The sequence below is a fragment of the Paenibacillus sp. J31R98 genome (assembly GCF_056269245.1).
On record NZ_JBWDNO010000008.1, the window covers coordinates 295,949 to 317,868 of the forward strand.

Annotated in this window: 21 protein-coding genes; 18 read left to right on the forward strand and 3 right to left on the reverse strand. The window is 52.6% G+C overall.

The window, feature by feature from the left end; all coding sequences use genetic code 11:
- Positions 1-31: 31 nt before the first annotated feature.
- On the reverse strand, positions 32-745 hold the full coding sequence (locus AC0YNX_RS25450; protein WP_475818499.1) for a class I SAM-dependent methyltransferase: 714 nt from the start codon (positions 743-745) through the stop codon (positions 32-34).
- A 320-nt stretch (positions 746-1,065) separates the two neighbouring features.
- On the opposite strand from AC0YNX_RS25450, the gene AC0YNX_RS25455 reads away from it, so the two are divergent.
- The 11 genes from AC0YNX_RS25455 (at position 1,066) to AC0YNX_RS25505 (ending at position 12,813) form a co-directional block, all read left to right on the forward strand.
- On the forward strand, positions 1,066-2,139 hold the full coding sequence (locus AC0YNX_RS25455) for a BMP family lipoprotein (RefSeq protein WP_475818500.1): 1,074 nt from the start codon (positions 1,066-1,068) through the stop codon (positions 2,137-2,139).
- A gap of 105 nt (positions 2,140-2,244) precedes the next feature.
- Positions 2,245-3,741: an ABC transporter ATP-binding protein gene (locus AC0YNX_RS25460; RefSeq protein WP_475818501.1), complete on the forward strand. Its 1,497-nt coding sequence runs from the start codon at positions 2,245-2,247 to the stop codon at positions 3,739-3,741.
- On the forward strand, positions 3,738-4,811 hold the full coding sequence (locus AC0YNX_RS25465) for an ABC transporter permease (protein WP_475818502.1): 1,074 nt from the start codon (positions 3,738-3,740) through the stop codon (positions 4,809-4,811). The genes AC0YNX_RS25460 and AC0YNX_RS25465 overlap by 4 nt, the downstream gene beginning before the upstream one ends.
- Positions 4,795-5,718, forward strand: a complete 924-nt coding sequence (locus tag AC0YNX_RS25470; RefSeq protein WP_475818503.1) for an ABC transporter permease — start codon at positions 4,795-4,797, stop codon at positions 5,716-5,718. The genes AC0YNX_RS25465 and AC0YNX_RS25470 overlap by 17 nt, the downstream gene beginning before the upstream one ends.
- A gap of 26 nt (positions 5,719-5,744) precedes the next feature.
- Complete coding sequence (locus AC0YNX_RS25475; RefSeq protein ID WP_475818504.1) at positions 5,745-6,422, forward strand: sulfite oxidase-like oxidoreductase; 678 nt, start codon at positions 5,745-5,747, stop codon at positions 6,420-6,422.
- Entirely contained in the window at positions 6,422-7,171 is a 750-nt protein-coding gene (locus AC0YNX_RS25480; RefSeq protein ID WP_475818505.1) for a nucleoside phosphorylase, read from the forward strand. The genes AC0YNX_RS25475 and AC0YNX_RS25480 overlap by 1 nt, the downstream gene beginning before the upstream one ends.
- Positions 7,172-7,585: 414 nt before the next feature.
- Entirely contained in the window at positions 7,586-8,389 is an 804-nt protein-coding gene (locus AC0YNX_RS25485) for a DUF6492 family protein (RefSeq protein ID WP_475818506.1), read from the forward strand.
- Positions 8,390-8,415: 26 nt separating this feature from the next.
- Positions 8,416-9,822, forward strand: coding sequence for a sugar phosphate nucleotidyltransferase (locus AC0YNX_RS25490; protein WP_475818507.1), 1,407 nt, complete (start codon positions 8,416-8,418; stop codon positions 9,820-9,822).
- Positions 9,823-9,972: 150 nt separating this feature from the next.
- The gene (locus AC0YNX_RS25495; protein WP_475818508.1) at positions 9,973-10,293 is read left to right on the forward strand and encodes a heavy metal-binding domain-containing protein; all 321 of its coding nucleotides are present in this window, start codon (positions 9,973-9,975) and stop codon (positions 10,291-10,293) included.
- A 7-nt stretch (positions 10,294-10,300) separates the two neighbouring features.
- Entirely contained in the window at positions 10,301-10,531 is a 231-nt protein-coding gene (locus AC0YNX_RS25500) for a hypothetical protein (protein WP_475818509.1), read from the forward strand.
- Between the two features lie 44 nt (positions 10,532-10,575).
- Complete coding sequence (locus tag AC0YNX_RS25505; protein WP_475818510.1) at positions 10,576-12,813, forward strand: response regulator; 2,238 nt, start codon at positions 10,576-10,578, stop codon at positions 12,811-12,813.
- A gap of 53 nt (positions 12,814-12,866) precedes the next feature.
- On the opposite strand, the gene AC0YNX_RS25510 is transcribed toward AC0YNX_RS25505, so the two are convergent.
- Entirely contained in the window at positions 12,867-13,463 is a 597-nt protein-coding gene (locus AC0YNX_RS25510; RefSeq protein WP_475818511.1) for a TetR/AcrR family transcriptional regulator, read from the reverse strand.
- 159 nt (positions 13,464-13,622) lie between these two features.
- Here AC0YNX_RS25510 and AC0YNX_RS25515 point away from each other — a divergent pair, with 159 nt between their 5' ends.
- Both AC0YNX_RS25515 and AC0YNX_RS25520 read left to right on the forward strand, forming a co-directional pair.
- Complete coding sequence (locus AC0YNX_RS25515) at positions 13,623-14,381, forward strand: SDR family oxidoreductase (protein WP_475818512.1); 759 nt, start codon at positions 13,623-13,625, stop codon at positions 14,379-14,381.
- 595 nt (positions 14,382-14,976) lie between these two features.
- Complete coding sequence (locus tag AC0YNX_RS25520; RefSeq protein ID WP_475818536.1) at positions 14,977-15,771, forward strand: class I SAM-dependent methyltransferase; 795 nt, start codon at positions 14,977-14,979, stop codon at positions 15,769-15,771.
- A gap of 56 nt (positions 15,772-15,827) precedes the next feature.
- Here AC0YNX_RS25520 and AC0YNX_RS25525 read toward each other — a convergent pair whose 3' ends face one another.
- Positions 15,828-16,706 carry an AraC family transcriptional regulator gene (locus AC0YNX_RS25525; RefSeq protein ID WP_475818513.1) on the reverse strand — a complete coding sequence of 293 codons (879 nt, stop codon included), beginning with the start codon at positions 16,704-16,706 and terminating at the stop codon, positions 15,828-15,830.
- A 134-nt stretch (positions 16,707-16,840) separates the two neighbouring features.
- Here AC0YNX_RS25525 and AC0YNX_RS25530 point away from each other — a divergent pair, with 134 nt between their 5' ends.
- From AC0YNX_RS25530 to AC0YNX_RS25550, 5 genes are all read left to right on the forward strand, one after another.
- Positions 16,841-17,614 (forward strand): phytanoyl-CoA dioxygenase family protein, encoded by a 774-nt coding sequence (locus AC0YNX_RS25530; protein ID WP_475818514.1) that lies wholly within the window; start codon positions 16,841-16,843, stop codon positions 17,612-17,614.
- A 154-nt stretch (positions 17,615-17,768) separates the two neighbouring features.
- Positions 17,769-18,485 carry a hypothetical protein gene (locus AC0YNX_RS25535; RefSeq protein WP_475818515.1) on the forward strand — a complete coding sequence of 239 codons (717 nt, stop codon included), beginning with the start codon at positions 17,769-17,771 and terminating at the stop codon, positions 18,483-18,485.
- Positions 18,482-19,909 (forward strand): efflux RND transporter periplasmic adaptor subunit, encoded by a 1,428-nt coding sequence (locus AC0YNX_RS25540; protein ID WP_475818516.1) that lies wholly within the window; start codon positions 18,482-18,484, stop codon positions 19,907-19,909. Before AC0YNX_RS25535 ends, AC0YNX_RS25540 begins: the two co-directional genes overlap by 4 nt.
- Complete coding sequence (locus AC0YNX_RS25545; protein WP_475818517.1) at positions 19,909-20,634, forward strand: ABC transporter ATP-binding protein; 726 nt, start codon at positions 19,909-19,911, stop codon at positions 20,632-20,634. The genes AC0YNX_RS25540 and AC0YNX_RS25545 overlap by 1 nt, the downstream gene beginning before the upstream one ends.
- Positions 20,600-21,772, forward strand: a complete 1,173-nt coding sequence (locus tag AC0YNX_RS25550) for an ABC transporter permease (protein ID WP_475818518.1) — start codon at positions 20,600-20,602, stop codon at positions 21,770-21,772. Before AC0YNX_RS25545 ends, AC0YNX_RS25550 begins: the two co-directional genes overlap by 35 nt.
- Positions 21,773-21,920: the final 148 nt, after the last annotated feature.

Consider the following 21,920-nt stretch of genomic DNA (forward strand, 5'->3'; position numbering starts at 1 on the left):
TTCTTAGGCACTTTTTTTATTTGCTGCTATTTCAGGCGTTATTCCGAGCAACCCAGGTGACGACGTCGCTTTGCAGAAGAACTCGCTTCTCAACTCTCATCATTTCGATCGAATATGCGGAGGCGCTCCCCCTCAAGATCGTCCAACCCGCGTATTGGTTTCGCAAAGTGGCGAGTAGCTCCTCCGTCTGAAATAAAATTTCGAACATCGGTTGAAGCTCCAGGCCGGTATCCATCTCCGTCTCCCGAACGTTCGCGTTTATGATAAAACAATGGATGCCCTGATCCTTCGTACCATGCTGCAAAGTTTTGAGAACGCGCTGGAAAGTAGCAAGAGAATCCAAATGTTCAAGCGCAGAAACACTAATGATATAGTCATAGCTGTCCGCGCTCACATGAAGCTCGCTTATATCGGATTGGACCAGCTCCAGCTTGTCGGCAACTTCGAATTCCCGCGCATAGATGTCGAGGTTGCGAATGGCGGATTCAAGAAAATCAACGCAGACCACTTTACTCCCCGTACCTTCCAGCCTCTGCGCAATCGGTATGCTGTTCCTACCAACGCCACAGCCCAAATCGAGCACTTGAACATTGGTTTTGTTAGCTAGCAGATCATAGGTATCCATCACGGTCTTAACAGGCTTCTGTAACCAAGTATCTTTGGTAAATAACTTAACATTCTCGTAATACTCGTCATGATAGAGTTTTTCCTTCAACCGAATTTCGTCAAGACGACGAAGTGACATGAGCCAACGCTCCCTTCAAAATAATGCGATTCTATGAACTCAGCCCAGCACCTATAATTTCGACGTTGTCAAATCGCAATCCTTGCTGTTTCGTGCCTGAACGGATGGGCTTCTTCGTGTACGGACACGGAAGAGGCTTGTTATTATTTCCAGCGTAGAAAAAGTATAGCCAGTAAGGCTTCCGGGACGGTATAATATCATGGCTGTGATTGTTTTCGACAACTTTCGCGGATTGACAAATTCCGATAATTCCAGTAGGATTATTGGTAGATAAGATTTTGCACAGACGCATCAGATAAAAAGAGTAGGGGAGAAACGAAATGAAAAAAGGGTTTTTGCTAGTCGTAGCACTTATTTTATTGTCTTCGTTATTTGTCGGATGTTCCAAGAATGATAATTCTGCTTCTAATAATGGAGCTAAGAATGCAACTTCCAATGCAGGTGGCGATGCAGCAGGTAACACAACAGCTGACGCTCCTAAGAAGAAGGTTGCGCTCGTGCTGCCAGAGAAGATCGGCGTTAATGCGTTCTTCGTACAGATGGATGAAGGCTTCAAGAAAGCCGGCAAAGAGTTTAACGTGGACGTGAAAACAATCGAATCGACAGACCCTGCCGCATTCGAACAGAACCTTCGCGCTACAGTTGCTGAGAACTATGATCTGATTATCACAGCTACATTCCAAGCGGAAGACGCGCTGAAGAAGGTTGCTGCTGAGAACCCGGACAAGCCTTTCGCAATTATCGATACAGTGGTTGATCTGCCTAACGTTCGCAGCGTTGTATTCCGTGAGTATGAAGCTTCGTACTTGCTCGGCGCAGCTGCAGGTCTTACGACGAAGACGAACAAAGTCGGTATGGTTGTTGCTATCGACGCTCCGCTTCTGAAGAAATACACAGTTGGCTTCCAAGAAGGCCTGAAATATACGAATCCTAAAGCAGAAATGCTCGTGAACTACGTTGGCGGCTTTACAGACCCAGCGAAAGCGAAAGAGCTTGCCTTGCTGCAATTCTCCAAAGGCGCTGACTTCATTGCCGGCGCATCCGCTGTAGGCGACCTTGGCGTGTTCGAAGCTGCGAAAGAGAAAGGCTTCCACACTTCCGGCCAAGACATCGACAACACGGGCGTTGATCCAGAGCACGTTGTACTTGCACAGTTGAAAAGTACAGATACTGTCGCTTACGAAACGGTAAAATCGTTCGTGAACGGCGACTTCAAATTCGGTGCGGTTGATTACGGTTTGAAGGAAGATGGTGTTGGTCTGACGTATGTAACGCGCGACAGCCAAACTCCGCTTAACGCATTCATCGGTCAAGCGAACATCGATAAGCTCAAAGCAATCAAAGATGATATCGTATCGGGTAAAATCGTTGTGAAGAACCCGCTAGCTCAATAATAGGGAAGTTGCCGGCTGCACGCATGATGCAGCCGGTTTCTTTCCATTTATAGAACCGGTAGTTTCGGGTTGATAGGATAGAGATGGAAGGAGTAGAGCAGCCGCATGTTGTTGAATATGGAGAACATATCCAAGTCATATGGTCCTGTAAAGGCGAATACAGACATTAATTTCACGCTTGGCAAAGGCGAAATTCATGCGCTCGTCGGAGAGAACGGCGCTGGCAAGACCACGCTGATGCGTATTCTCTACGGCATGGAGAAGCCGACGAGCGGCACGATTCACGTGAACGGGAAACTGCAGTCTTTCGCTACGCCAGCTGATGCGATAGCAAGTGGGATTGGCATGGTTCATCAGCATTTCATGCTCTTCCCATCTTTCACGGTGGCAGAGAATATCGTCATTGGACAGGAACCGAGCAAGTGGAACGGATTTGACCGCAAAGCGGCAGTTGCTGCAGTAGAGAAGCTGTCTCAGCTCTACGGCATGCCGGTTGATCCGCATCAGAAGGTCGAGACTTGCTCGCTCGGCGTCCAGCAGCGGGTTGAAATCTTGAAGGTGCTGTATCAAGGCGCGGACATCATCATTCTCGATGAGCCGACTGGCGTACTGACACCGCTTGAAGTAAAGGAACTGCTTGTTGCGATTAAGCGGCTCGCAAGCCAAGGGAAGAGCTTCATCATCATCAGCCATAAGCTGCAAGAGATTATGGAAGTGGCAGACCGCATCACCGTTCTGCGAGATGGCCGCGTTACAGGTGTTGTTGATGCGAAGCACACGGACATTGAACAGATCTCGCGGCTGATGGTTGGCCGCGATTTGGCGCAGATGGAGCGCAGCGCGCCGAAGCTTGGCGCACCAGTGCTGGAAGTGAAAGGGCTCACCGTGCCAGGCGACCGGGGCAAGCCGCTTGTTGACGGTGCGAGCTTCAAGGTGCATGCCGGCGAGATTGTCGGCGTCGCGGGAATCTCGGGCAACGGACAATCTCAGCTGATTGGCGCGATTGCCGGTTTGCAGGAAGCGAGCAGCGGACAAGTCATGCTGGTCGGGCAGGACGTAACTGGCGCTCCGGTGAGGAAGATCCGCGAGCTCGGGCTAGCGCATATTCCCGAAGATCGCTACCAATGGGGCGCGGCGAAGGACGCGACAGTCGTCGAGAACGGTCTTATGGGTCATGCCCGCAAGCAGCAGCGCTCCGGTATCATGCGCGGCCGCAGCATCCGCAAGATGGTCGAAGGCTGGGTGAAGCGCTTCGAGGTGAAGACCGGTTCGCTCGATACAAAAGTGCAGTTTTTGTCCGGAGGCAACTTGCAGAAGCTGATTGCAGCGCGCGAGCTTGCGCAGGGCACGCCGTTTCTCATCGCTGCCGAGCCGACGCGAGGCGTCGATGTCGGCGCGATGGAGATGATTCATGGCGAGCTGCTGAAGCGGCGCGATGAGCAAGGTGCGATTCTGCTCGTATCCTCCGAGCTGACGGAAATATTGAAGCTATCCGACCGCATCCTCGTTATGAACGAAGGACGGGTCGTTGGAGAACTGTCGGCGGATGAAGCGACAGAAGAACAAATCAGTTTATTGATGGCAGGAGGCAAGCGGCATTGAACTTCAGCAAACTTAAGAATGGCCTAGGCGCGCTTGTTCAGCCTGTTATTGCGATCCTACTTGGCCTGTTGATCGGCGCAATTGCAATTGCAATCGTTGGCGGCGACATCTCGCAGACGTATGCCGAGATGTGGAAAGGCGCCTTCGGGAGCTTCTACTTCTTCACGAATACCTTGTCCCGTGCGACGCCCATCATTCTGATCGGTCTTGGCACAACGCTTGCTTTCCGCGCTGGCTTCTTCAATCTCGGCGCTGAAGGTCAGATGATTCTCGGCGGCTTATGCGCCGCAATTACAGCACTCTATCTGCCCGGCCCTGGCTGGGTCAAGATGATTGCAGCGATTATCTCCGGTATCGTTGCAGGCGGTATCTGGTCTGCTTTCGCGGGCTGGATGGATGCGAAGTTCCGTATGAATCTACTCATTACGACACTCCTACTTAACTATATTGCATCGCTGTTTGCGGGTTATCTAGTCGCATATCCGCTCAAGGATAATACCGGCTCGGCGGCGATGGCGCAGACGAAGATGATTGAGCACAGCGCATGGTTGCCTAAGCTGTTCCACGGCATGAGCCTCCACGCAGGATTCCTGCTCGCTGTCATCGGAGCTGTGGTGCTTTACTTATTTATGAAGTTTACGGTCAGCGGCTATGAAGTGCGCATGCTCGGCAGCAATCCGCTGTTTGCCGCTTACGGCGGCGTGCAGCGCGGCAAGCTTATGCTCTACAGCATGATTGCAAGCGGCGGCTTCGCCGGACTTGCCGGCGCCGTAGAAGTGCTCGGCACGCAATACCGCTACCTCGACGGCTCGTTGTCGACGCCGGGCTATGCGTGGTCCGGCATTATGGCGACGCTGCTCGCTGGTTCCCATCCGCTTGGCACGGCGGCAGCTGCGTTATTGCTAGCCGCGCTGCAAACCGGCGGCATGGGCGTCGAGCGGAACACGGAAGTGCCGCTGGAGATCGCTAGCGTAATCCAAGCGACGCTTATCTTGTTCGTCTCGGCGAAGATCAGCTATTCCTTCATTAAACGCAAGAAAGCGAGGGCTCAAGATGGATCAATTGCTTGATGTGTCGCTGTTCAACTCAGCGCTGCGGATGGTTACGCCCATCCTGCTGGCCGCGCTTGGCGGCGCGATCTGTTCACGTGCAGGACTGTTCAATGTTGGACTTGAGGGCCTCGTGCTCTTCGGAGCTTTCTTCGGCATTGTCGGCAACTATTTGACAGGCAGCGTATGGCTGGCTGTGCTGTTCGCTGTCGTATGCGTGATGTTATTTTCTCTCATATTCGGATATTTAAGCATTCATCTGAAGGCGAATGCCATTATCGTCGGTATATCTCTGAACTTCCTAGCGCTGGGACTGACATCGTTCTGCTTGCGGGCGATCTTCCATGTAAAAGGCGCATACTACGACAAAGATATGAAAGGCTTGCCGCAGCTTGATATTCCGCTCATCAAGGATATTCCGTGGGTCGGCGGCGTCCTTTCTGGACATTCGCCGCTTGTCTATCTTGCTATCGTGCTTGTGTTCGTGTTTCAATATTTCTTGTTTAGAACAGTTAGAGGCTTCCGCTTGCTTGCCGTCGGGGAGAACCCGGTTGCTGCGAAGAGCTTGGGTATCAAAGTGACTCGCATTCAATACGGAGCCGTGCTTATCTCCGGCTTGCTATGCGGCCTCGCAGGTGCGCAGCTGTCGCTTGGCCAAGTAACGATGTTCACGGAGAACATGACGAGCGGCCGCGGCTTCATCGCACTCGTGGCGACGATGCTGGGTCAGTCGAATCCGCTTGGCGTTGCGGCTTCAAGCATGCTGTTCGGCTTCATGGATGCGATCAGCATCCGGTTGCAGGGCTTCTCGATGCCGACGAATTTTACGAATATGCTCCCTTACGTCGTGACGCTTGTCATGATGTTCTTCTTCAAGAATAAGAGCTATGTGCAGGAAGCGCGCAAAGCGAATGAAAGCTCCAGATAATCGAAAGCAGCAGGGAGGAATGCAGCTTGCATAATAAAGCGGAACGTTTGAAGAATGCGAGGGTTGTAGAAGTGGATCCGAATTTGGATCCGGCGCTGGCGCGCCGTTTGCCGCCGGGTCAGGCACTTACTGAGCGATTCCCGATTCTGCATGAGGGCGAAGTCCCGCAATATGATCTGGATACATGGACGTTTCGTGTGTTCGGGGAAGTTGAGAAGGAACTGACCTTCTCGCTTGAACAGCTCAAAGCGATGAACCAAACGGATGTCGTTACCGATATCCACTGCGTGACACGCTGGTCGAAGTTTGATACGAAGTGGGAAGGCATCCTGTTCAAAGACTTGCTGCCGCTCCTTGGCGTGAAGCCAGAAGCTCGTTATGTGATGGTTCATGCAGATAACGACTATGATACGAATGTGCCGCTCGAAGATCTGATTCGCGATGACGTTATGCTCGCATTCATGTTCGATGGCAAACCGTTGACTCCTAAGCATGGTTTCCCGGTCCGTCTGGTTGTACCGCATCTGTACTTCTGGAAAAGCGCGAAGTGGGTGCGCGGATTCGAATTTATGAAGGAAGACCGCCCAGGCTTCTGGGAGCGCAACGGCTTCCATAACGTAGCTGACCCGTTCCGTGAAGAACGGTTCTCCGGCGAGGACCTTGGCCTGCCGGAAGATCTCTGGATGGATGTGGATTTTGACTAATGACACTTATGCCGATATTGCAAATTCATACCGAGGACGCCGCTGAGTACGCGATTGTGTGCGGCGATCCGAATCGTGCTGCACTCATTGCAGCGAAGCTCGACAATACTAGAGAGCTGGCTTTCAGCCGCGAATACCGTACGTTCACTGGCGAAATTCAGGGCGTACGCATTCTCGTCACTAGCCACGGCGTTGGCTCGGCGGGAGCGGCTGTCTGCTTCGAGGAGCTTATCCGGGCAGGCGTGAAGACGCTGATCCGCGTCGGTACTGCTGGCTCCTATTCTGAAGATCATCCGGCTGGTAGCCTTATCGTCAGCACTGCGGCGGTTCGTGCGGAAGGCTTGACTCGCGGACTCGTGCCTGACGGTTATCCTGCTGTCGGCGACACCGATGTGGTGTCCGCGCTCTACGCTTCGGCGCTAGAACAAGGCGGCATCGTCAAGAAAGGGCTGACTGTCTCGCTTGATGTCTTCTTCGCGGGCGTGGAGGAAGTTCCGCACCGCAAGTACAAGCAAGCAGGCGTGCTCGCGGTCGAGATGGAGATCGCTGCGCTTTATGTTGTCGCTTCGCTGCGCGGCGCTCGTGCCGGCGCGATCGTTGCGCTGGACGGCTACGCGGACAGCGATCTCGCGGCTGTGTACGATCCGCACACCAATGTTGTCGCGGATGCGGTCGAGCGCGAGATTCAGGCAGCGCTTGGCGCGATCGTGAAGCTGGCTGGGGCTGTAGCTGTAGCTGAACAGGCCTAATCTAGTACTGCAATTATTATGAATTTAAAGGGGCTGTCCCAAAAGTCATTATGACTTAAGGGACAGCCCCTTCACATTTCCAATCATGAGAGGATTCCGCCGATGAGGTCCAGCAGATTGGCTACTTTCTTTTATTCCGCCCGAGTCTCCACCAATGTAGGTACCTACGGTACTCTCTTTCCACTTTTCAGCCTAATTTCCCGCCAATGTGTGTAACCTAGTACCACTCTTTCCACTTTAAACCCCCTTCTCTCACCAAAGTGTATCCCCACGGGTCACACTCTCTGCTCTCAGCCCGCATTCCGTCCTTCTTCCGCCCATTTTTTTTAATCTTCTCAAAGGCATAACCGCCTGCTCCATCTGCAGCCTGTCAGCATAGGATGATCACATTACTGCACAATGGAGCTGATAGGTTTGGCTGTAAAGATAGATGTGCTCATCCCGGCAATAGAGAAGGACCTGACGACTTTGCCTTATGTGATCAACGCTGTCCGCAAACAAGTGAAGCATCCGATCGGCCGTATCCTCATCGTATCGCCGAAGCGCTCCCGAATCATCGCGATGTGCAAGCGCAAAGGCGTCCGGTTCGTGAACGAGAACACCGTTCTGCCGATTACGAAGCGCGACATCAACTACCGTTCCAAGCGATGGGAGCGTTCGGGCTGGCTGTTCCAGCAGCTGCTGAAGCTGGGCGGCGATAAGCTGTGCAGCTCCAAATATTTTCTGACGATTGATGCCGATACGGTGCTCATTCGTCCGCATGTGTTTCGAACCGCTGGCGGCAAGACCGTCTTTTACAGCCGCAATTGGAGCCAGCCGGAATATTTTCGCACCTATCGCAAGCTGATGGGCAAGAAGAGGTCCGCGCCACGATCGCTCGTTGCCCACTATATGCTGTTCGAGAAGACGAAGCTGCGGAGGATGAAGCGCATGATCGCAGCGAAGCACGGCACAAGCTGGTACCGGGCTATTATTCGCAGCATGGACCGCACGAAGCAGTTTGCCTTCTCCGAATTTGAGACGTACGGGAACTACGTGTACTCGGGCAATCCGAAGGGCGTGCAGCTTCGTAAGACGCTGAACCGCAGCTTCAATATGAGCATCACGCAGATGCCGCAGAAACGGATGCAAACACTTTCGCGCAAATATCGCTCGCTCTCCTTCCATAAGCGCAAAGGCTATTCAAGAAAAGCAAAGTCGGCTGCAAAGAGACGCTAGAGCGTGTTTAGAAGGGGGGCATGAAGTTGCGAATTGTTCTGCTGTGCGGCGGCTCTGGGAAGCGGCTGTGGCCGTTGTCGAATGAGATTAGGTCAAAAATCTTCCTGAAGCTGCTTCCTGCGGACGTTACGAACGCCGGCAGCGCGGAAGCAGGCAAGGAGTCGATGATTCAGCGGGTATGCCGGCAGCTGGAGGAAGCCGGACTGCTGACCTTCGCTTCCGTTGTGGCACATCAGCAACAGGCGGAAATTACGCAGCATCATATTGGCAATCGCATCCCGTTCATCGCGGAGCCGCATCGTCGCGGAACCTTCCATGCGATTGCGTTAGCTGCGGCGTATTTGCATGCGAAGCAGCTGGCAGAGATGGAGGAGACGATCTGCGTCATACCGGCCGATCTGTATGCAGATGTAGATTTTCTGAGCACGCTGTGCCAGTTTCCTTCTGTTCTTGCATCGTCGGGAGCGGAGCTGGCCTTACTCGGGGTGAAGCCGGGACATCCTTCTACTCAATACGGCTACATTGTTCCGAAGCAGGATCAGGCGGCTTCTTCTTCCGGTTCCTCTTCCGATTCCGCCGCTGTGGCGGATTATGCGATGATTGAGCAGTTTACAGAGAAGCCAGACGAAGCGACAGCCGTTCAGCTCATCAAGCACGATGCGATGTGGAACTGCGGGATTTTCGCCTTTTCGCTCAAATTCATCCTGGATATTATGGCAAGCAAAGGATTGCCCACGGGATATGACGATCTGCTTGCCTGCTACGAGCAGCTTCCCGAGCAAAGCTTCGATGTCGAGGTTGTGGAGAAGGCTGCATCGGCAGCGGTTATTCCCTACCGTGGCGGGTGGAAGGACTTAGGAGATTGGAACGTGCTCCCGCATTACTTGGGCGGCTCGAATACAATAGGCGCTGGGTCTGTCTCAGACGATTCAGCGGGTACGCACATCGTCAATGAATTGCAGCAGCCGATTCATGTCATCGGCGTACCGAATATTATTGTTGCTGCCAGCGCAGACGGCATTCTTGTCGCACACAAGCAGGAGGCGAACCGAATCAAGTCGCTGCGTCATGACGGTCAGCGGCTGATGTATGGGGAAGAGAGGTGGGGCAGCTACCGCGTCCTCCATTATTCGCTGCCGGAGCCGCAGCCCCGGACGCTGACAAGATTCATTCAGCTGCTGCCGCTCAAAGCTACAAGCTATCACGTGCATAAGAAGCGTGAGGAATGCTGGACGATTCTATCCGGCACAGGGGAGTTCATTCTGGAGGCGGTCAGTCGTCAGGTGCAAGCTGGGGACATGCTGCACATCCCGGCTGGGGCGAAACACGCGATACGTGCATTGTCGGCGCTCGAATATCTGGAAGTGCAGATCGGCAGCGAGCTGGATGAAGACGATGTGCTTCAGCTTGATGCGGACTTGAATAACAATTGAACCGCGCGGTCATGGGGGAATTGTCCAGTCGTGAGCAGGAGCTTCGCTACTAGGCCGAAGGTCCTTTTTTTCTTTTGACAAGGAATATTCTTACATGCTATGTTAGGTCCAATATGTAAAAATATGAAATAAATTGCTGGAGGTCGTGCCATGTTAGTCGTGACAACAGAGGGGATTGCCGGGTACCGCATCGAGAAAGTGCTTGGTCACGCGTTTGGCGTCGTCGTACGGAGCCGAGGGCTTGGCGGGAACATTACAGCTTCAATCCGCAGCTTGTTTGGAGGCGAAATTAAAGAGTATACGGAAATGATCGAAGACGCACGGAAGGCAGCGATTGACCGGATGATCCAGAATGCGCATGCGATGGGCGCTAACGCGATTATTATGATGCGCTTTGACTCGGGAGAGATCGGCCAGACCATGTCGGAGATCGTGGCATACGGCACGGCGGTTGTGGCGGAGAAGGAGTAGAGAAGCGATGTCCTACTTTCTGAGCGCGTATGTTGGCATTCAGCTGCTTATCGTCATTCTTGCTGTAGTGGGCACGCTTGGGTATCGCCGCAGACGAGTGGCACGGAGGTCTAACCAGCCGCCGAGCGGTTATCAGCGCACTGATGAAATCTTCATTGATCCGACGACAGGGATTAAGCAGCAGGTATGGTTTAATCCGCGTACGGGCGAGCGATTCTATCAAACCATCGAATCGTAGCATACAGGAGAGTTAACTTATTCCGCACAAATTGGAGCCTACAGATGGAATTTCTCATTTATTTTGCACAGTGCAGCGCGATTATCGTTACCTATGTGTTCTTATTAAGATGGATCTATCCGTTCTATGAGCAATGTTCGCCGAAGCTGCGGCCGATTCTCTCCGGTATTATCTTCACGATCATCGGTGTTGCAATCATGCAGAAGCCGCTCGATCTCACGCATGGCCTGCATATGGATGTACGGCATGTCAGCATTATTCTATCAGGTGTGTTTGGCGGTCCGATCTCCGTTCTGATTACGACCCTTTGTATCGGTCTTTATCGGTTGTCGATGGGCGGGGAACTGTTAACGCCGCTGGGTTCGCTCGTTGTTACGGCATTTATAAGCGTTGCGGCTCACCGGGTGAAGCAGTGGCGAGAGAATGCGTTCGATAAATACATATGGCTGTTCAGCTTGGCGATCGGCCTGCAAATTACGCTTTGGTTCTATTTCTTCTCGCCTGCTGAATCGTCTCGCTATTACATGGAGCATTTTGCCGTAACCTTCACACTCTTTCATACCATTGCGATACCGCTCTATTATTCATTAATTTCTCGGGAAATAAAGAGATTCTGGGCTGAGCGCACCTTGGTGAAATATAAAGAACATCTGGAGGAGCTCGTCGATGAGCGGACAAGCGAGCTTGTTGCCAATAACGCGCAGCTAGCGGAGGCGAAGATGGCTGCAGAGGAGGCGAGCCGTGCAAAAGGCGAGTTTCTGGCGAACATGAGCCACGAGATTCGAACGCCGATCAATGCGGTCATCGGGCTGAGCTATTTGTTGCAGAGAACGGAGCTCGCGCCTCAGCAGAAGCAGTACGTCGAGAAGACGCTTATATCAGCGAAGAACCTGAATACGCTCATTAATGATATCCTTGATTTCTCGAGGATCGAGTCCAAGAAGGTTGTGCTGGAGCAGGTTGATTTCGATCTGTATGAAGTGCTCAGCCAAATGTCGAAGCTGATCAGTGTTCGCGCGTATGATAAGGGGTTAAAGCTGCACTTCTCGATTCATCATGAAGTACCGCAAATGCTGGTTGGCGATCCGTTCCGGCTAAGTCAGATCCTCCTCAACTTATCGAATAATGCTGTGAAGTTTACCGAGCAGGGGGAAGTCTCCTTCGAAGTGTCGGTGGCTTCGCGGAGCCGGCGCGGAATTACGCTCCAGTTTGCCGTTAGCGATACTGGAATCGGCATTACGGAGGAGCAGCGGAAGCGGCTATTCCATGAGTTCAGTCAAGCGGATATGTCAACGACGCGCAAGTACGGCGGTTCAGGCCTAGGGCTTGTTATTAGCAAAAATCTCGTAGAGCTTATGGGCGGTACGATCGGAGTCGTTAGTGAACAGGGGCAAGGCAGCAGCTTCACCTTCACGGCTAAGTTTGGCTATAGCTCTGGCGCGCTCTATTCGATGCCTACGGCGAATGCGCTGAAATATCTAAAGGTGCTGCTCGTCTGCGAGGATTCTGACATGCAGCTCGTGCTCAAAGGGCAGCTGGAGCAATTCCAGTTTATCGTGACCGTAGTAGAGTCTGGCGTTGATATTATCGAGCATATCGATTATGAGGGCGGCCGATATGACCTTGTCATTCTGGATTGGAAACCAACGAACGAGGTGGCGATTCCGCTAGCGGAACGAATCAAGCATGAATTCGCCGGTTCGATTCAAGTGATCGTCCTCATTACCGCATACCATGATCCAGAGCTGTACCGAAGCTTGGAGTCTTCTGTAATCGAGAAGGTGCTTTATTATCCAATCAGCCATTCCGATCTGTTCAATGAGTTGATGGGGCTGTTCCAAGACCATTTTCTCACCAGCCAAGCTGCTGCCGCAGGAGAAGGTGAAGCTGCGGAGACCTACGCTTCTCTTAGTCACGCACGCGTTCTGCTCGTTGAAGATAACGAGATCAACCAGCTCGTCGTAAAGGAGATTCTGCACGGCAAGCATATAGTTGTTGAAGTTGCTGAGAATGGTGCCGAAGCTGTTGAGAAGGTGAAGCAGCAGGTATTCGATGTTATTCTGATGGATCTGCAGATGCCGGTCATGGACGGTTATGAGGCCGCGAAGCGAATTAGGCAAATTCCGTCTGCGAAGAATACGCCGATTATCGCGATGACGGCGGATGCCATGATGGGCGTTGATAAGCAGGTACTTGAGGCCGGGATGGACTTCTACGTGACGAAGCCGTTTGATCCGATGCAGGTGTTTAGCATTTTGCAGCGGTTCGTACAGCGCAAGTAAGTTCGCTGGTTGGAAGGGCGCCTCAGGATGAGGTGCCCTTTTTTAGCAGCCGCTCATGATTTCAACTTTGTCTTCGCTTCCGTCGGGTGCCAATGAATCATCCTGAAGAGCTGCTCTTGCATGTGAGCAGGCGAATGGTTGAATCCGCTCTCCACCCAGTGAAAAATCAAGCCGAGCAGCGCGTGAATCGAGAACGCAGCCTGCAAATCCGGATCGATGCCGCTCTCGGAATAGACGAGTTCTTCCATCGAAATCTGCTTCAACGCTTGAAACATATGCTCCCGCAAATTCGTCGTGACATTGCTCTGAAGCAGCGTGCTGTAAACAGCGGCGTGCTCGTGGATGTGTTCAAAGATCTTGATGGAATTCGCGCTCATCTCGCTTATCCGAAATATCGCTTGATTCTCGTAAGGGGCGCGAAACGACTTGAGCAGCTCGACAATTAATTCGTGGATCATATCGCTAAGCAGCGCGTCTTTATTCTCATAATGTGTGTAGAAAGTACCGCGATTATAATCGGCCCGCTCAACAATATCCGTGATGGAGACGTCATCGTAGCCTCGCTCGGACATTAGCGTTAGAAGAGCTTGCTTCAGCGCGATTTTGCTTCGGACGACACGGCGGTCGATTTTCTTAATGGCTTGGGACAAATTTCTTCACCTCGTTATTCGACATGGAGTATGGAACTGTTCGTTAGTTAACAGAGAATGCGTTTTTACTGATTGTTCGTCTTGCCGTTTCTTTATTATACTTCAAATTAACAGGTGTATGTTTAGTGAACATCTGTCTAATAACGGGAGGTAGGAACGATGAGACTTACTGGTAAGGTAGCCGTTGTTACAGGAGCAGCTTCAGGCATGGGCAAAGCGATTGCTGAGCTATTCGCAGCTGAAGGTGCGAAGGTTGTTGTATCCGATATGCGCGTTGAAGCGGCAGAAGCCGTTGTAGCGGGAATTGGCGCGAATGGCGGAACAGCACTTGCTGTTGCGGCGAACGTGGCCGTTGAAGATGATGTACAGCGTTTGGTTAATGCGGCAGTGGAGCAGTATGGCACTGTTGATATTTTGATAAACAATGCGGGTATTATGGACAACATGGTTCCTGTGGGCGATCTGACGGACGAGCTGTGGGAGCGTGTATTCGCGGTGAATACGACTGGTCCGATGCGTACCATTCGCAAGGTGCTGCCGATCTTCACGGAGCGCAAGAGCGGCGTCATCGTCAATATTGCTTCCGTCGGCGGGCTAAACGGCTCGAGAGCCGGAGCTGCATATACGGCAGCGAAGCATGCGGTTGTTGGTTTGACGAAGAACGTTGGCTACCAGTATGCGCCGCAAGGCATTCGTTGCAATGCAATTGCCCCAGGCGGCGTGAACACGAATATCAGTTCAACGATGACGGCGCCGAATCCGCTCGGACTGGAGCGCGCGATGCTCGGCATGGGCATCAACCCGCGCGTCGGCGAAGCGGAGGAAATCGCGAAAGTAGCGCTGTTCCTCGCTTCGGACGAGTCCAGCTTCGTGAACGGCACGGTCGTAACGGCCGATGCTGGCTGGACGGCGTATTGATTGATAGGGGATTAGGCTGACCCGTGAGTCACATTAGGGGACAAATTTAAACGGTAATAAAAAGCGTATAGATCCAAGATGGGCAGGCTAGATCTGCATCAACTTGGGTCTTTTTGCATTGACCGCTGCCTTCTGTAGCGGATTGTTAGCGATTGAAAAACACCAGACCTCCTAGTTTACTTTTGATAAGCCTGGAAGCAGGAATCTCCGGAATGCCAGCGGTGCAGCGGTTGCTCTATTGGCTGAAAGCGTTGAAGAAAGCCGAAAGAGTAACTCGTGGGGATACACTTTAATGGAGCCGAAGGAGAGTACCGTAGGTATCTACATTGGCGAAATATCGGCCAGAGAGCCGAAAGAGAGTACCGTAGGTATCTACATTTGTTGAAAAACGGCTAGAACTCCGAAGGAAAGTACCGTAGGTATCTACATTGGCTGATTCCACCAAAATGGGAGAAAGAAGCTGGTCTGGTGGACCACATTGGGCTGCCCCTTTAAGGCATGATGATTTTTTGGACAGTCAACACCCTCACCCTTGCAGGAGAAACCCACTCACAGCAGCGAACTATACTTGTAAAACCAATCCGAGGTGATTACGATGCAAGACAATGTTTATACATATAACTTCTCGCGCTGGGAGTCGCTGGCTCAGGCGAAGGCGTTGTTCACGCGGCCGAAGCTGGACTTGACGCCGGAATCGGCGAGCGAATACTTGGATTTGGCGCGGCTCGGCATAGATCCAGCGGGGAAGCGAGTGCTCTGCCTCGCGAGCGGCGGCGGTCAGCAATCGGTTGCGTTCGCGATGCTGGGCGCGGATGTGACGGTGTTTGACTTGTCGCCTTCCCAGCTGGATCGCGATCAAGCAGCGGCGGATCACTACGGTATGACGATCCGAACACAGCAAGGCGATATGCGCGACTTAAGCTGCTTTGCTGCCCATTCGTTCGACCTCGTTTGGCAGCCGTACTCGCTCAATTTTGTACCGGATTCACGTATTGTTTTTGAACAGGTATCGCGGATTCTGCAAGCGAATGGGCTATACTACTTCATGTGCGCGAACCCGTTCTTCGCCGGTTTGACCCATGAGGCATGGAACGGCGAGGGTTACACGTTGAAGCATCCGTATGAGGACGAGCGTATCACCTCGTACCCCGACCAAGAGTGGGTATACGACCAATCTGCAGCACCGACTCGAATCGAGCAGCCCGTGGAATACACGCAGACGTTAAGCCGCATGATGAACGCGCTTATTAAGGAAGGATTCCAGATGGCGTATTTCGGGGAAATATCGAGCGATTATCCTGGCTCCGAGCCTGGAGACTGGGGGCATTTTACAAGTATTGCCCCACCGTGGATTGAATCGGTATGGCGATACGCGCCAATCGAACGTTAACTCAAAAAAGGTGTTTACCGTCAAACGCGACTGCGCAGACAGTAAACACCTTTCTTCTAATCATGGGATTGCGAATCCTCGCGAAATCTTGCTGGCGTAGCGTTCATCAAGCTGCGGAAAGTTCGCGAGAAATAGTGGACCGATCCAAACCCGGTCTTCTCAGCAATCTCCTTGATCGATAGATCGGAATAACGCAGCAGCTCGGCAGCTCTTCTTACCCGCTGCTTGCGGACGTAGTTCGTATATGATTCGTTCACTCCGGAGGAGAATAAGCGGGAGAGATGGCGCGGCGACAAGTTAATCTGTGCAGCGACCTTCTCGAGCGACAGCTCATCCATGTTTAAATTATCGGTAATAAACAGCTTCGCCTGCCGAAGCAGTGCGGATGAGCTTCGACGCGGCGCGGTCCATTCCGCTTGAAGCGGCTTCGCGAATACGCCGGGAAGCGCGAGCAGCAGCGAACATGCGACCTGCGGCAGCACCGCTTCCGGAAGCGAAGGCGCATCGCCGCTGCGGCGCATGATGGACCGCCACAGCTGAGCGGCGGCGAGGTCATCGCCATCGTACACGACAATCGTGTCCGATTCCGCCATCGCTTGATAGGCTGCGCGCATCGCTTCCGAGCTGCTGCTCTCATCGAGCTCGAACGCGACATAGAAGATCGCAAGCTCCGGATGGCATTCGATGATATGGTTAATGCCTGGACGCGAGCAGAACAATGTACCGCTTCGAAGCTCGTAGGCCGCGCCATCGTCCGTATAGGTACCTTGCCCCTCAAGCACATAGCAAATTTCGAAGAAGGAATGCTTATGGAGGAAGTTGGTTGCCAGGTGTTCGTTGACGCCCCAATAATGTACGGTGAAGACCGCGTCCGGCGACTTCAGCCGAAGCGCGTATTGATTGAGCCATGTGTCGCTCTCGTTCCAAAGAAACAATTTAGCAACTCCTATCTGTGCGTGGATGGCGTGAAAAGACAAAAAGCTGGCTTCTCTCTCTAAAGACCTCAACCCCTTGATTCTACTACAATAAAGCCATAAGAGAGTTATTCATCTAACCGGAGGGATATAACATGATTACACCACAGGATGTAGATTTTTACAACGAGAACGGATATTTGCTAGTAAAGGGAGTCTTCAATAAACAAGAGGTTGAAGAGATGCGTGCCGCTGTAGACAAGATTATTGATCGCGCTGCCCGCTCGAATATGGATTCGAACCATCAATGGCAAGGAGACTTCTTGCCGCCGGAAGAACTGAAGAAGCTTGTGCTGAAAGGCTTCCATGATGTGCAGTATCATGATGCCGCTTTCATGCGCGCAATGGTGCACCCGAACATGACGGCTGTTTTGTCGCAATTGATCGGTCCGAACGTTCAGCTTCACCATTCCAAAATGCTCGTGAAGCCGCCAGAGAACGGCGCTGCGTTCCCGATGCATCAGGATCAGCCGTACTTCCCGCACGAGAATCACACGATGCTTGCGGCTAGCGTGCATATGGATGATGCCGATATTGAGAATGGCTGTCTTCACGTCATTCCAGGTTCCCATAAGCAAGGGCCTCTGCAGCACGTTGGCAGACACTATCTGAATGCGAAGGAATATCCAGTTTCCGAAGGTACGCCATGTATCGCTGAAGCGGGCGACGTGCTGTTCTTCAACTATTTGACGATTCACGGTTCACCTGCGAACAAGAGTGAGCGTACTCGCCGCAACGTGCTGTACCAGTACCGCAGTGCGACGGACTTCCCAACGAACCGCGAGCACATCAATTGGGGAAGCGGCATCATGGTATGCGGCGAGAACCCGAACTTCAGCAAAGCAAGACCTGAATTTAATCTCGTATAATTTGATTAGGCGGGTTCCAGTAAGCCGGCATGTGCGCATGATGCGCCATGTCGGCTTCTTTATTTTTGTCATGTGCGCTTCTTCATATGGACTTCATTTATGGATGCTATTGTGAAGCGTGTAACAACAAATAGAGAGGTGGAATTCTAACCTTATGGAACGTTCTAGCATTAAATTAGTGGCTGCTGCGATGCTGCTCTCGGTCATGCTGACCGGATGCGGCTCGAAGGACGAAGGTCAGCCAGCAAATAATGGACAAGCGGCTGTCAGCAACGTAGGCAATAGCACAGGTGGCGGAGGTTCAGTGCAGCCGGATCGTACAGCTGACTACTTTGCAAAAGTAGTCAGCGTCTCGGATAACGCCATTGTTGTGCAGAAATCGACGACGAAACCGAGCGATATGCCTGGAGGCGGCGGCTTTGGAGGCGGCGGCAAACGTCCAAGAGGAGGCGATGGGCAGCAGTCTGGCAATAACGGCGATGCGCCGCCAGCTGATGGACAGAAGCCTGCCGGTGGTGAGAATCAGTCGGCGGACGGCAATCAAGGCGGACAGAACGGGCAAGCCGGAGACGGCAAAGGCCGCGGCGGCAATCACCAAGGCGGTGGACGGTTTGGAGGCGGCGGCTTCATGAATCAAATGAAGTATGAAGATGCTCAAACTTCGGTCGTTGTCGATGCCGACACGAAGATTGTCTCCATCAGCCGCGGGCAAGACGGCATGACAACCAATACGCTGCAAGCTGCCGATCTGAAGGCGGGCGACGTGCTGAGCGTATGGCTCGCTTCCGACAACTCGACGGCCCAATACATCATGCTCCGGTTTAACCCGGCTGCTATGCAAGGACAAGGAAAGGCAGGAAACGGACAATGAGAAAATGGTGGGTTCTCGGCATCGGCGTAGTGCTCGTTGCGGCTGCGGTCGTTGTCTACTTGAAGATGGACAAGAAAGAAAAACCGCTCGCGCAAGCCCAAGCGACAACGCAGGTTGTGAAAGGAACAATTGATGTCAGCGTAAGCGGAACAGGGAGCTTGGCTCCGGTTGACCGTGAAACGATTAAAGGAAGCGAGCAAGGCACGGTCAAGAAAGTGTATGTAAAGGAAGGCGACGTCGTTAAGAAGGGCGATCCGCTGGTCTCCATTGAAGGGGAAGACAATTCCGATAAGATCAAGTCGGAACAAGTGAACCTTGAGAGCAAGAAGCTTGACCTGCAGGATATTCAGTCGAAATTAAAAGCTGCAACGGATGAGAACGATATCGCTAGCATTAAGCTGAATCTGAAGAAGCAGCAGCTGTCGATCGACCAGTCGAATGAGACGATTGCAGATCTTGAGGAGGCCGAGGACGGCGACACAATCACTGCGCCGATTGCCGGCAAGGTAACAACATTATCTGTTCTGGAAGGCGATTCGCTCAGCCCATCGTCGGAGCTGATGGAGATTGCTGATTTTGACCATTTGCAAATTGCTGTCGGCATTGACGAGCTTGATATTGCGAAAGTAAAAGTCGGCCAAACCGCGGCTGTAACCGTAGAAGCGATTGCGGATAAGACATTTACAGGAAAAGTAACCAAAATTGCTGACGAAGGTACAGCAAGCAATGGCGTTGCTTCCTTCGACGTAACGGTAGCCATCGATAAGCCGACCGAACTGAAGAGCGGCATGTCAGGTGAAGCAAGCATTGAGATCGAGAAGAAGGAAAATACGCTCATGCTTCCGATCGACGCAGTGCAATCGCTTGGTGGCCGTTATATGGTCATCTTGCCGGCCGGTACAGGTGCGACAGGCACAACCGGTAGAGGCCAAGGCGAAGCTGGAACTGGAACTGGAAAAGGCGAAGCTGGATCCGCTAGAGGCGAAGCTGGAACTGGACAAGGTGCACAACAGGGCGCAACAGGCGGTACGGAAGTGAAAGGCGAGCGAGGCAGCCAAAATGGCCAAAGCGGCCGTTCAGGCTCAAGAGGCAATTTTGCCAGCCGATTCGGCGGCGGCACACCAACAATGATTCAAGTCGGTATTCATAATGAAGATTATATCGAGGTTCTCTCCGGACTTAAGGAGGGCGACCGTGTCGTAGTTCCAACGGTTGTAACTACAAATTCCAACCAGCAGCAGGCTGGCTTTGCAGCAGGCGGCTTCGGCGGCGGCTTTGGCGGTCTTGGCGGCGGAGGCGGTACATTCCGTGCAGCAGGCGGAGGCGGCGGTTTCGGCGGAGGCGGTGGCGGGCGTACATCAAGCGGCGGAGGTGGCGGCGCCGGTGGCGGCGCCGGTGGCGGTGGCGGAGGAGGTTCGCGGTAATGGAAGATAAACCTCTCATCCAGATCGAGTCGCTCTCCAAGCAATATAAGATGGGCGGCGAAACGGTTCATGCGCTAAGCGATATCTCGCTGCGTATCAATTATGGCGACTTCATCGCTATTATCGGGCCATCCGGCTCCGGCAAGTCGACGCTGATGAACGTTATCGGCTGTCTCGATGCGCCCACCGACGGCAAGTATTGGCTAGACGGCGAGGAGGTGAGCCGGCTTCGGGAGAGCCGGCTTGCCGAGATTCGCAACCAGAAGATCGGATTTATTTTTCAAGGCTTCAACCTGCTGAATAAGCTCTCTGCACTGGAGAATGTCGAGCTTCCGCTGATTTATCGCGGCGTTCCGGCAAAGCAGCGTAAGGAGCAGGCAATTGAGGCGCTGACGAAGGTCGGTTTGGGAGAGCGCGTGAAGCATAAGCCAAGCGAGCTCTCCGGCGGTCAACAGCAGCGGGTAGCCATCGCCCGGGCGCTTGCCGGCAATCCGCCGATTCTGCTAGCGGATGAGCCGACAGGAGCGCTTGATACGCGCACTGGCGTAGAAGTTATGGAGCTTATGAAAGAGCTCAACAGGCAAGGACATACAATTATTCTAATCACGCATGATATTGAAATATCCAAACAGGCCAAGCGCGTTGTGCGCATTCAAGACGGCCAAATAAGTGAAGTGGGCGGTGAGAAACGTGAACCTCAGTCAAGCCTTCAAAATGGCGGCTAAAAGCATTCTCGCCAACAAGATGAGGTCACTCCTCACCATGCTTGGCATCATTATAGGCGTTGCCGCGGTTATCGCGCTCGTCGGCGTCGGTCAAGGAACGACAAAGCAGGTTACCGCTCAGGTTGAGAGCCTCGGTACGAACCTGTTAACCGTTAGCATTACGGGACGTGGCTCCAAGACGACGGTAGATTATAAAGAAGCAGAAGATATTACGAACAAGGACGACATTGCCTACGCAGCGCCGATTAACCAGCAGAGCGCGAGCGTTAAGAACGGCAGCGAGAGCACGACTGTCAGCGTTGTCGGCACGACGGCTGATTATCTCGATGTGAAGGAGTACAGCTTGGCGCAAGGACGCTTCGTTGCCCAAATTGACCTCGATTATTATCAGAAGATTGCCGTGCTTGGTTCGACGACAGCGACCGATTTGTTCGGTTCAACGAACGCGGTTGGGAAGACGTTTCTCATTAATGGCGTGAGATACAAAGTCGTAGGCGTGCTGGCATCCAAAGGTAGCTCGCTCTCCGGTTCTAACGATGAAGTGGTCGTTATTCCGATTACGACGTCTGAGCGATTGTTTAAATCCAAAGGGGTTAAAACGATCAACGTGCAGGTAGCGGAATCGGATAAGATGGACCAGGTTATGACGGAGCTCGAAACGGCGCTCAGCAAAAAATTCCGCGGAGACACGGACAGCTACCGCGTGTTCAACCAGCAGGATTTGCTCGACTCGTTCAGCAGCATCTCTGATACATTGTCATTGGCGCTCGGCGGCGTTGCAGCAATCTCGCTACTCGTCGGCGGAATTGGCATTATGAATATTATGCTCGTGTCTGTCACTGAGCGGACAAGGGAGATCGGTATTCGCAAAGCGATTGGCGCGAAGAAGCGGGATATTCTGACCCAATTCCTCATCGAAGCGATTGCACTCAGCGGTCTCGGAGGATTGCTCGGCGTCGGCATAGGTATAGGGACTTCCCAGATTCTATCGAAGGCGATGTCTCTTACGGTTGTCCTGTCGTTGCCGATTATGGGCCTCGCATTCGGCTTCTCTGTCTTTATCGGAGTTCTGTTCGGGTTATTCCCGGCGAACAAAGCATCGAATCTGCGTCCAATCGAGGCGCTACGATTCGAATAACCACATAATGGAACAAGTACAGGTTGGCGCAGTCAGCGCCTTCCGGTGCTTGTTTCTTTTTTTATATCCAAACGCATTATTTTATATTTACGTTCCAGTGCACCGTCCTTTAAAGTAGCGTTATACCCATAATTTCAACTTGACCCAA

Excerpts from the sequence above, each read along its gene's own strand:
- AC0YNX_RS25500 (WP_475818509.1), top strand. The coding sequence starts at position 10,301 with ATGTCCTACTTTCTGAGCGCGTATGTTGGCATTCAGCTGCTTATCGTC.
- AC0YNX_RS25520 (WP_475818536.1), top strand. The coding sequence starts at position 14,977 with ATGCAAGACAATGTTTATACATATAACTTCTCGCGCTGGGAGTCGCTG.
- AC0YNX_RS25535 (WP_475818515.1), top strand. The coding sequence starts at position 17,769 with ATGGAACGTTCTAGCATTAAATTAGTGGCTGCTGCGATGCTGCTCTCG.
- AC0YNX_RS25455 (WP_475818500.1), top strand. The coding sequence starts at position 1,066 with ATGAAAAAAGGGTTTTTGCTAGTCGTAGCACTTATTTTATTGTCTTCG.
- AC0YNX_RS25480 (WP_475818505.1), top strand. The coding sequence starts at position 6,422 with ATGACACTTATGCCGATATTGCAAATTCATACCGAGGACGCCGCTGAG.
- AC0YNX_RS25495 (WP_475818508.1), top strand. The coding sequence starts at position 9,973 with ATGTTAGTCGTGACAACAGAGGGGATTGCCGGGTACCGCATCGAGAAA.
- AC0YNX_RS25530 (WP_475818514.1), top strand. The coding sequence starts at position 16,841 with ATGATTACACCACAGGATGTAGATTTTTACAACGAGAACGGATATTTG.
- AC0YNX_RS25470 (WP_475818503.1), top strand. The coding sequence starts at position 4,795 with ATGGATCAATTGCTTGATGTGTCGCTGTTCAACTCAGCGCTGCGGATG.
- AC0YNX_RS25545 (WP_475818517.1), top strand. The coding sequence starts at position 19,909 with ATGGAAGATAAACCTCTCATCCAGATCGAGTCGCTCTCCAAGCAATAT.
- AC0YNX_RS25505 (WP_475818510.1), top strand. The coding sequence starts at position 10,576 with ATGGAATTTCTCATTTATTTTGCACAGTGCAGCGCGATTATCGTTACC.
- AC0YNX_RS25450 (WP_475818499.1), bottom strand. The coding sequence starts at position 745 with ATGTCACTTCGTCGTCTTGACGAAATTCGGTTGAAGGAAAAACTCTAT.
- AC0YNX_RS25540 (WP_475818516.1), top strand. The coding sequence starts at position 18,482 with ATGAGAAAATGGTGGGTTCTCGGCATCGGCGTAGTGCTCGTTGCGGCT.
- AC0YNX_RS25515 (WP_475818512.1), top strand. The coding sequence starts at position 13,623 with ATGAGACTTACTGGTAAGGTAGCCGTTGTTACAGGAGCAGCTTCAGGC.
- AC0YNX_RS25460 (WP_475818501.1), top strand. The coding sequence starts at position 2,245 with ATGTTGTTGAATATGGAGAACATATCCAAGTCATATGGTCCTGTAAAG.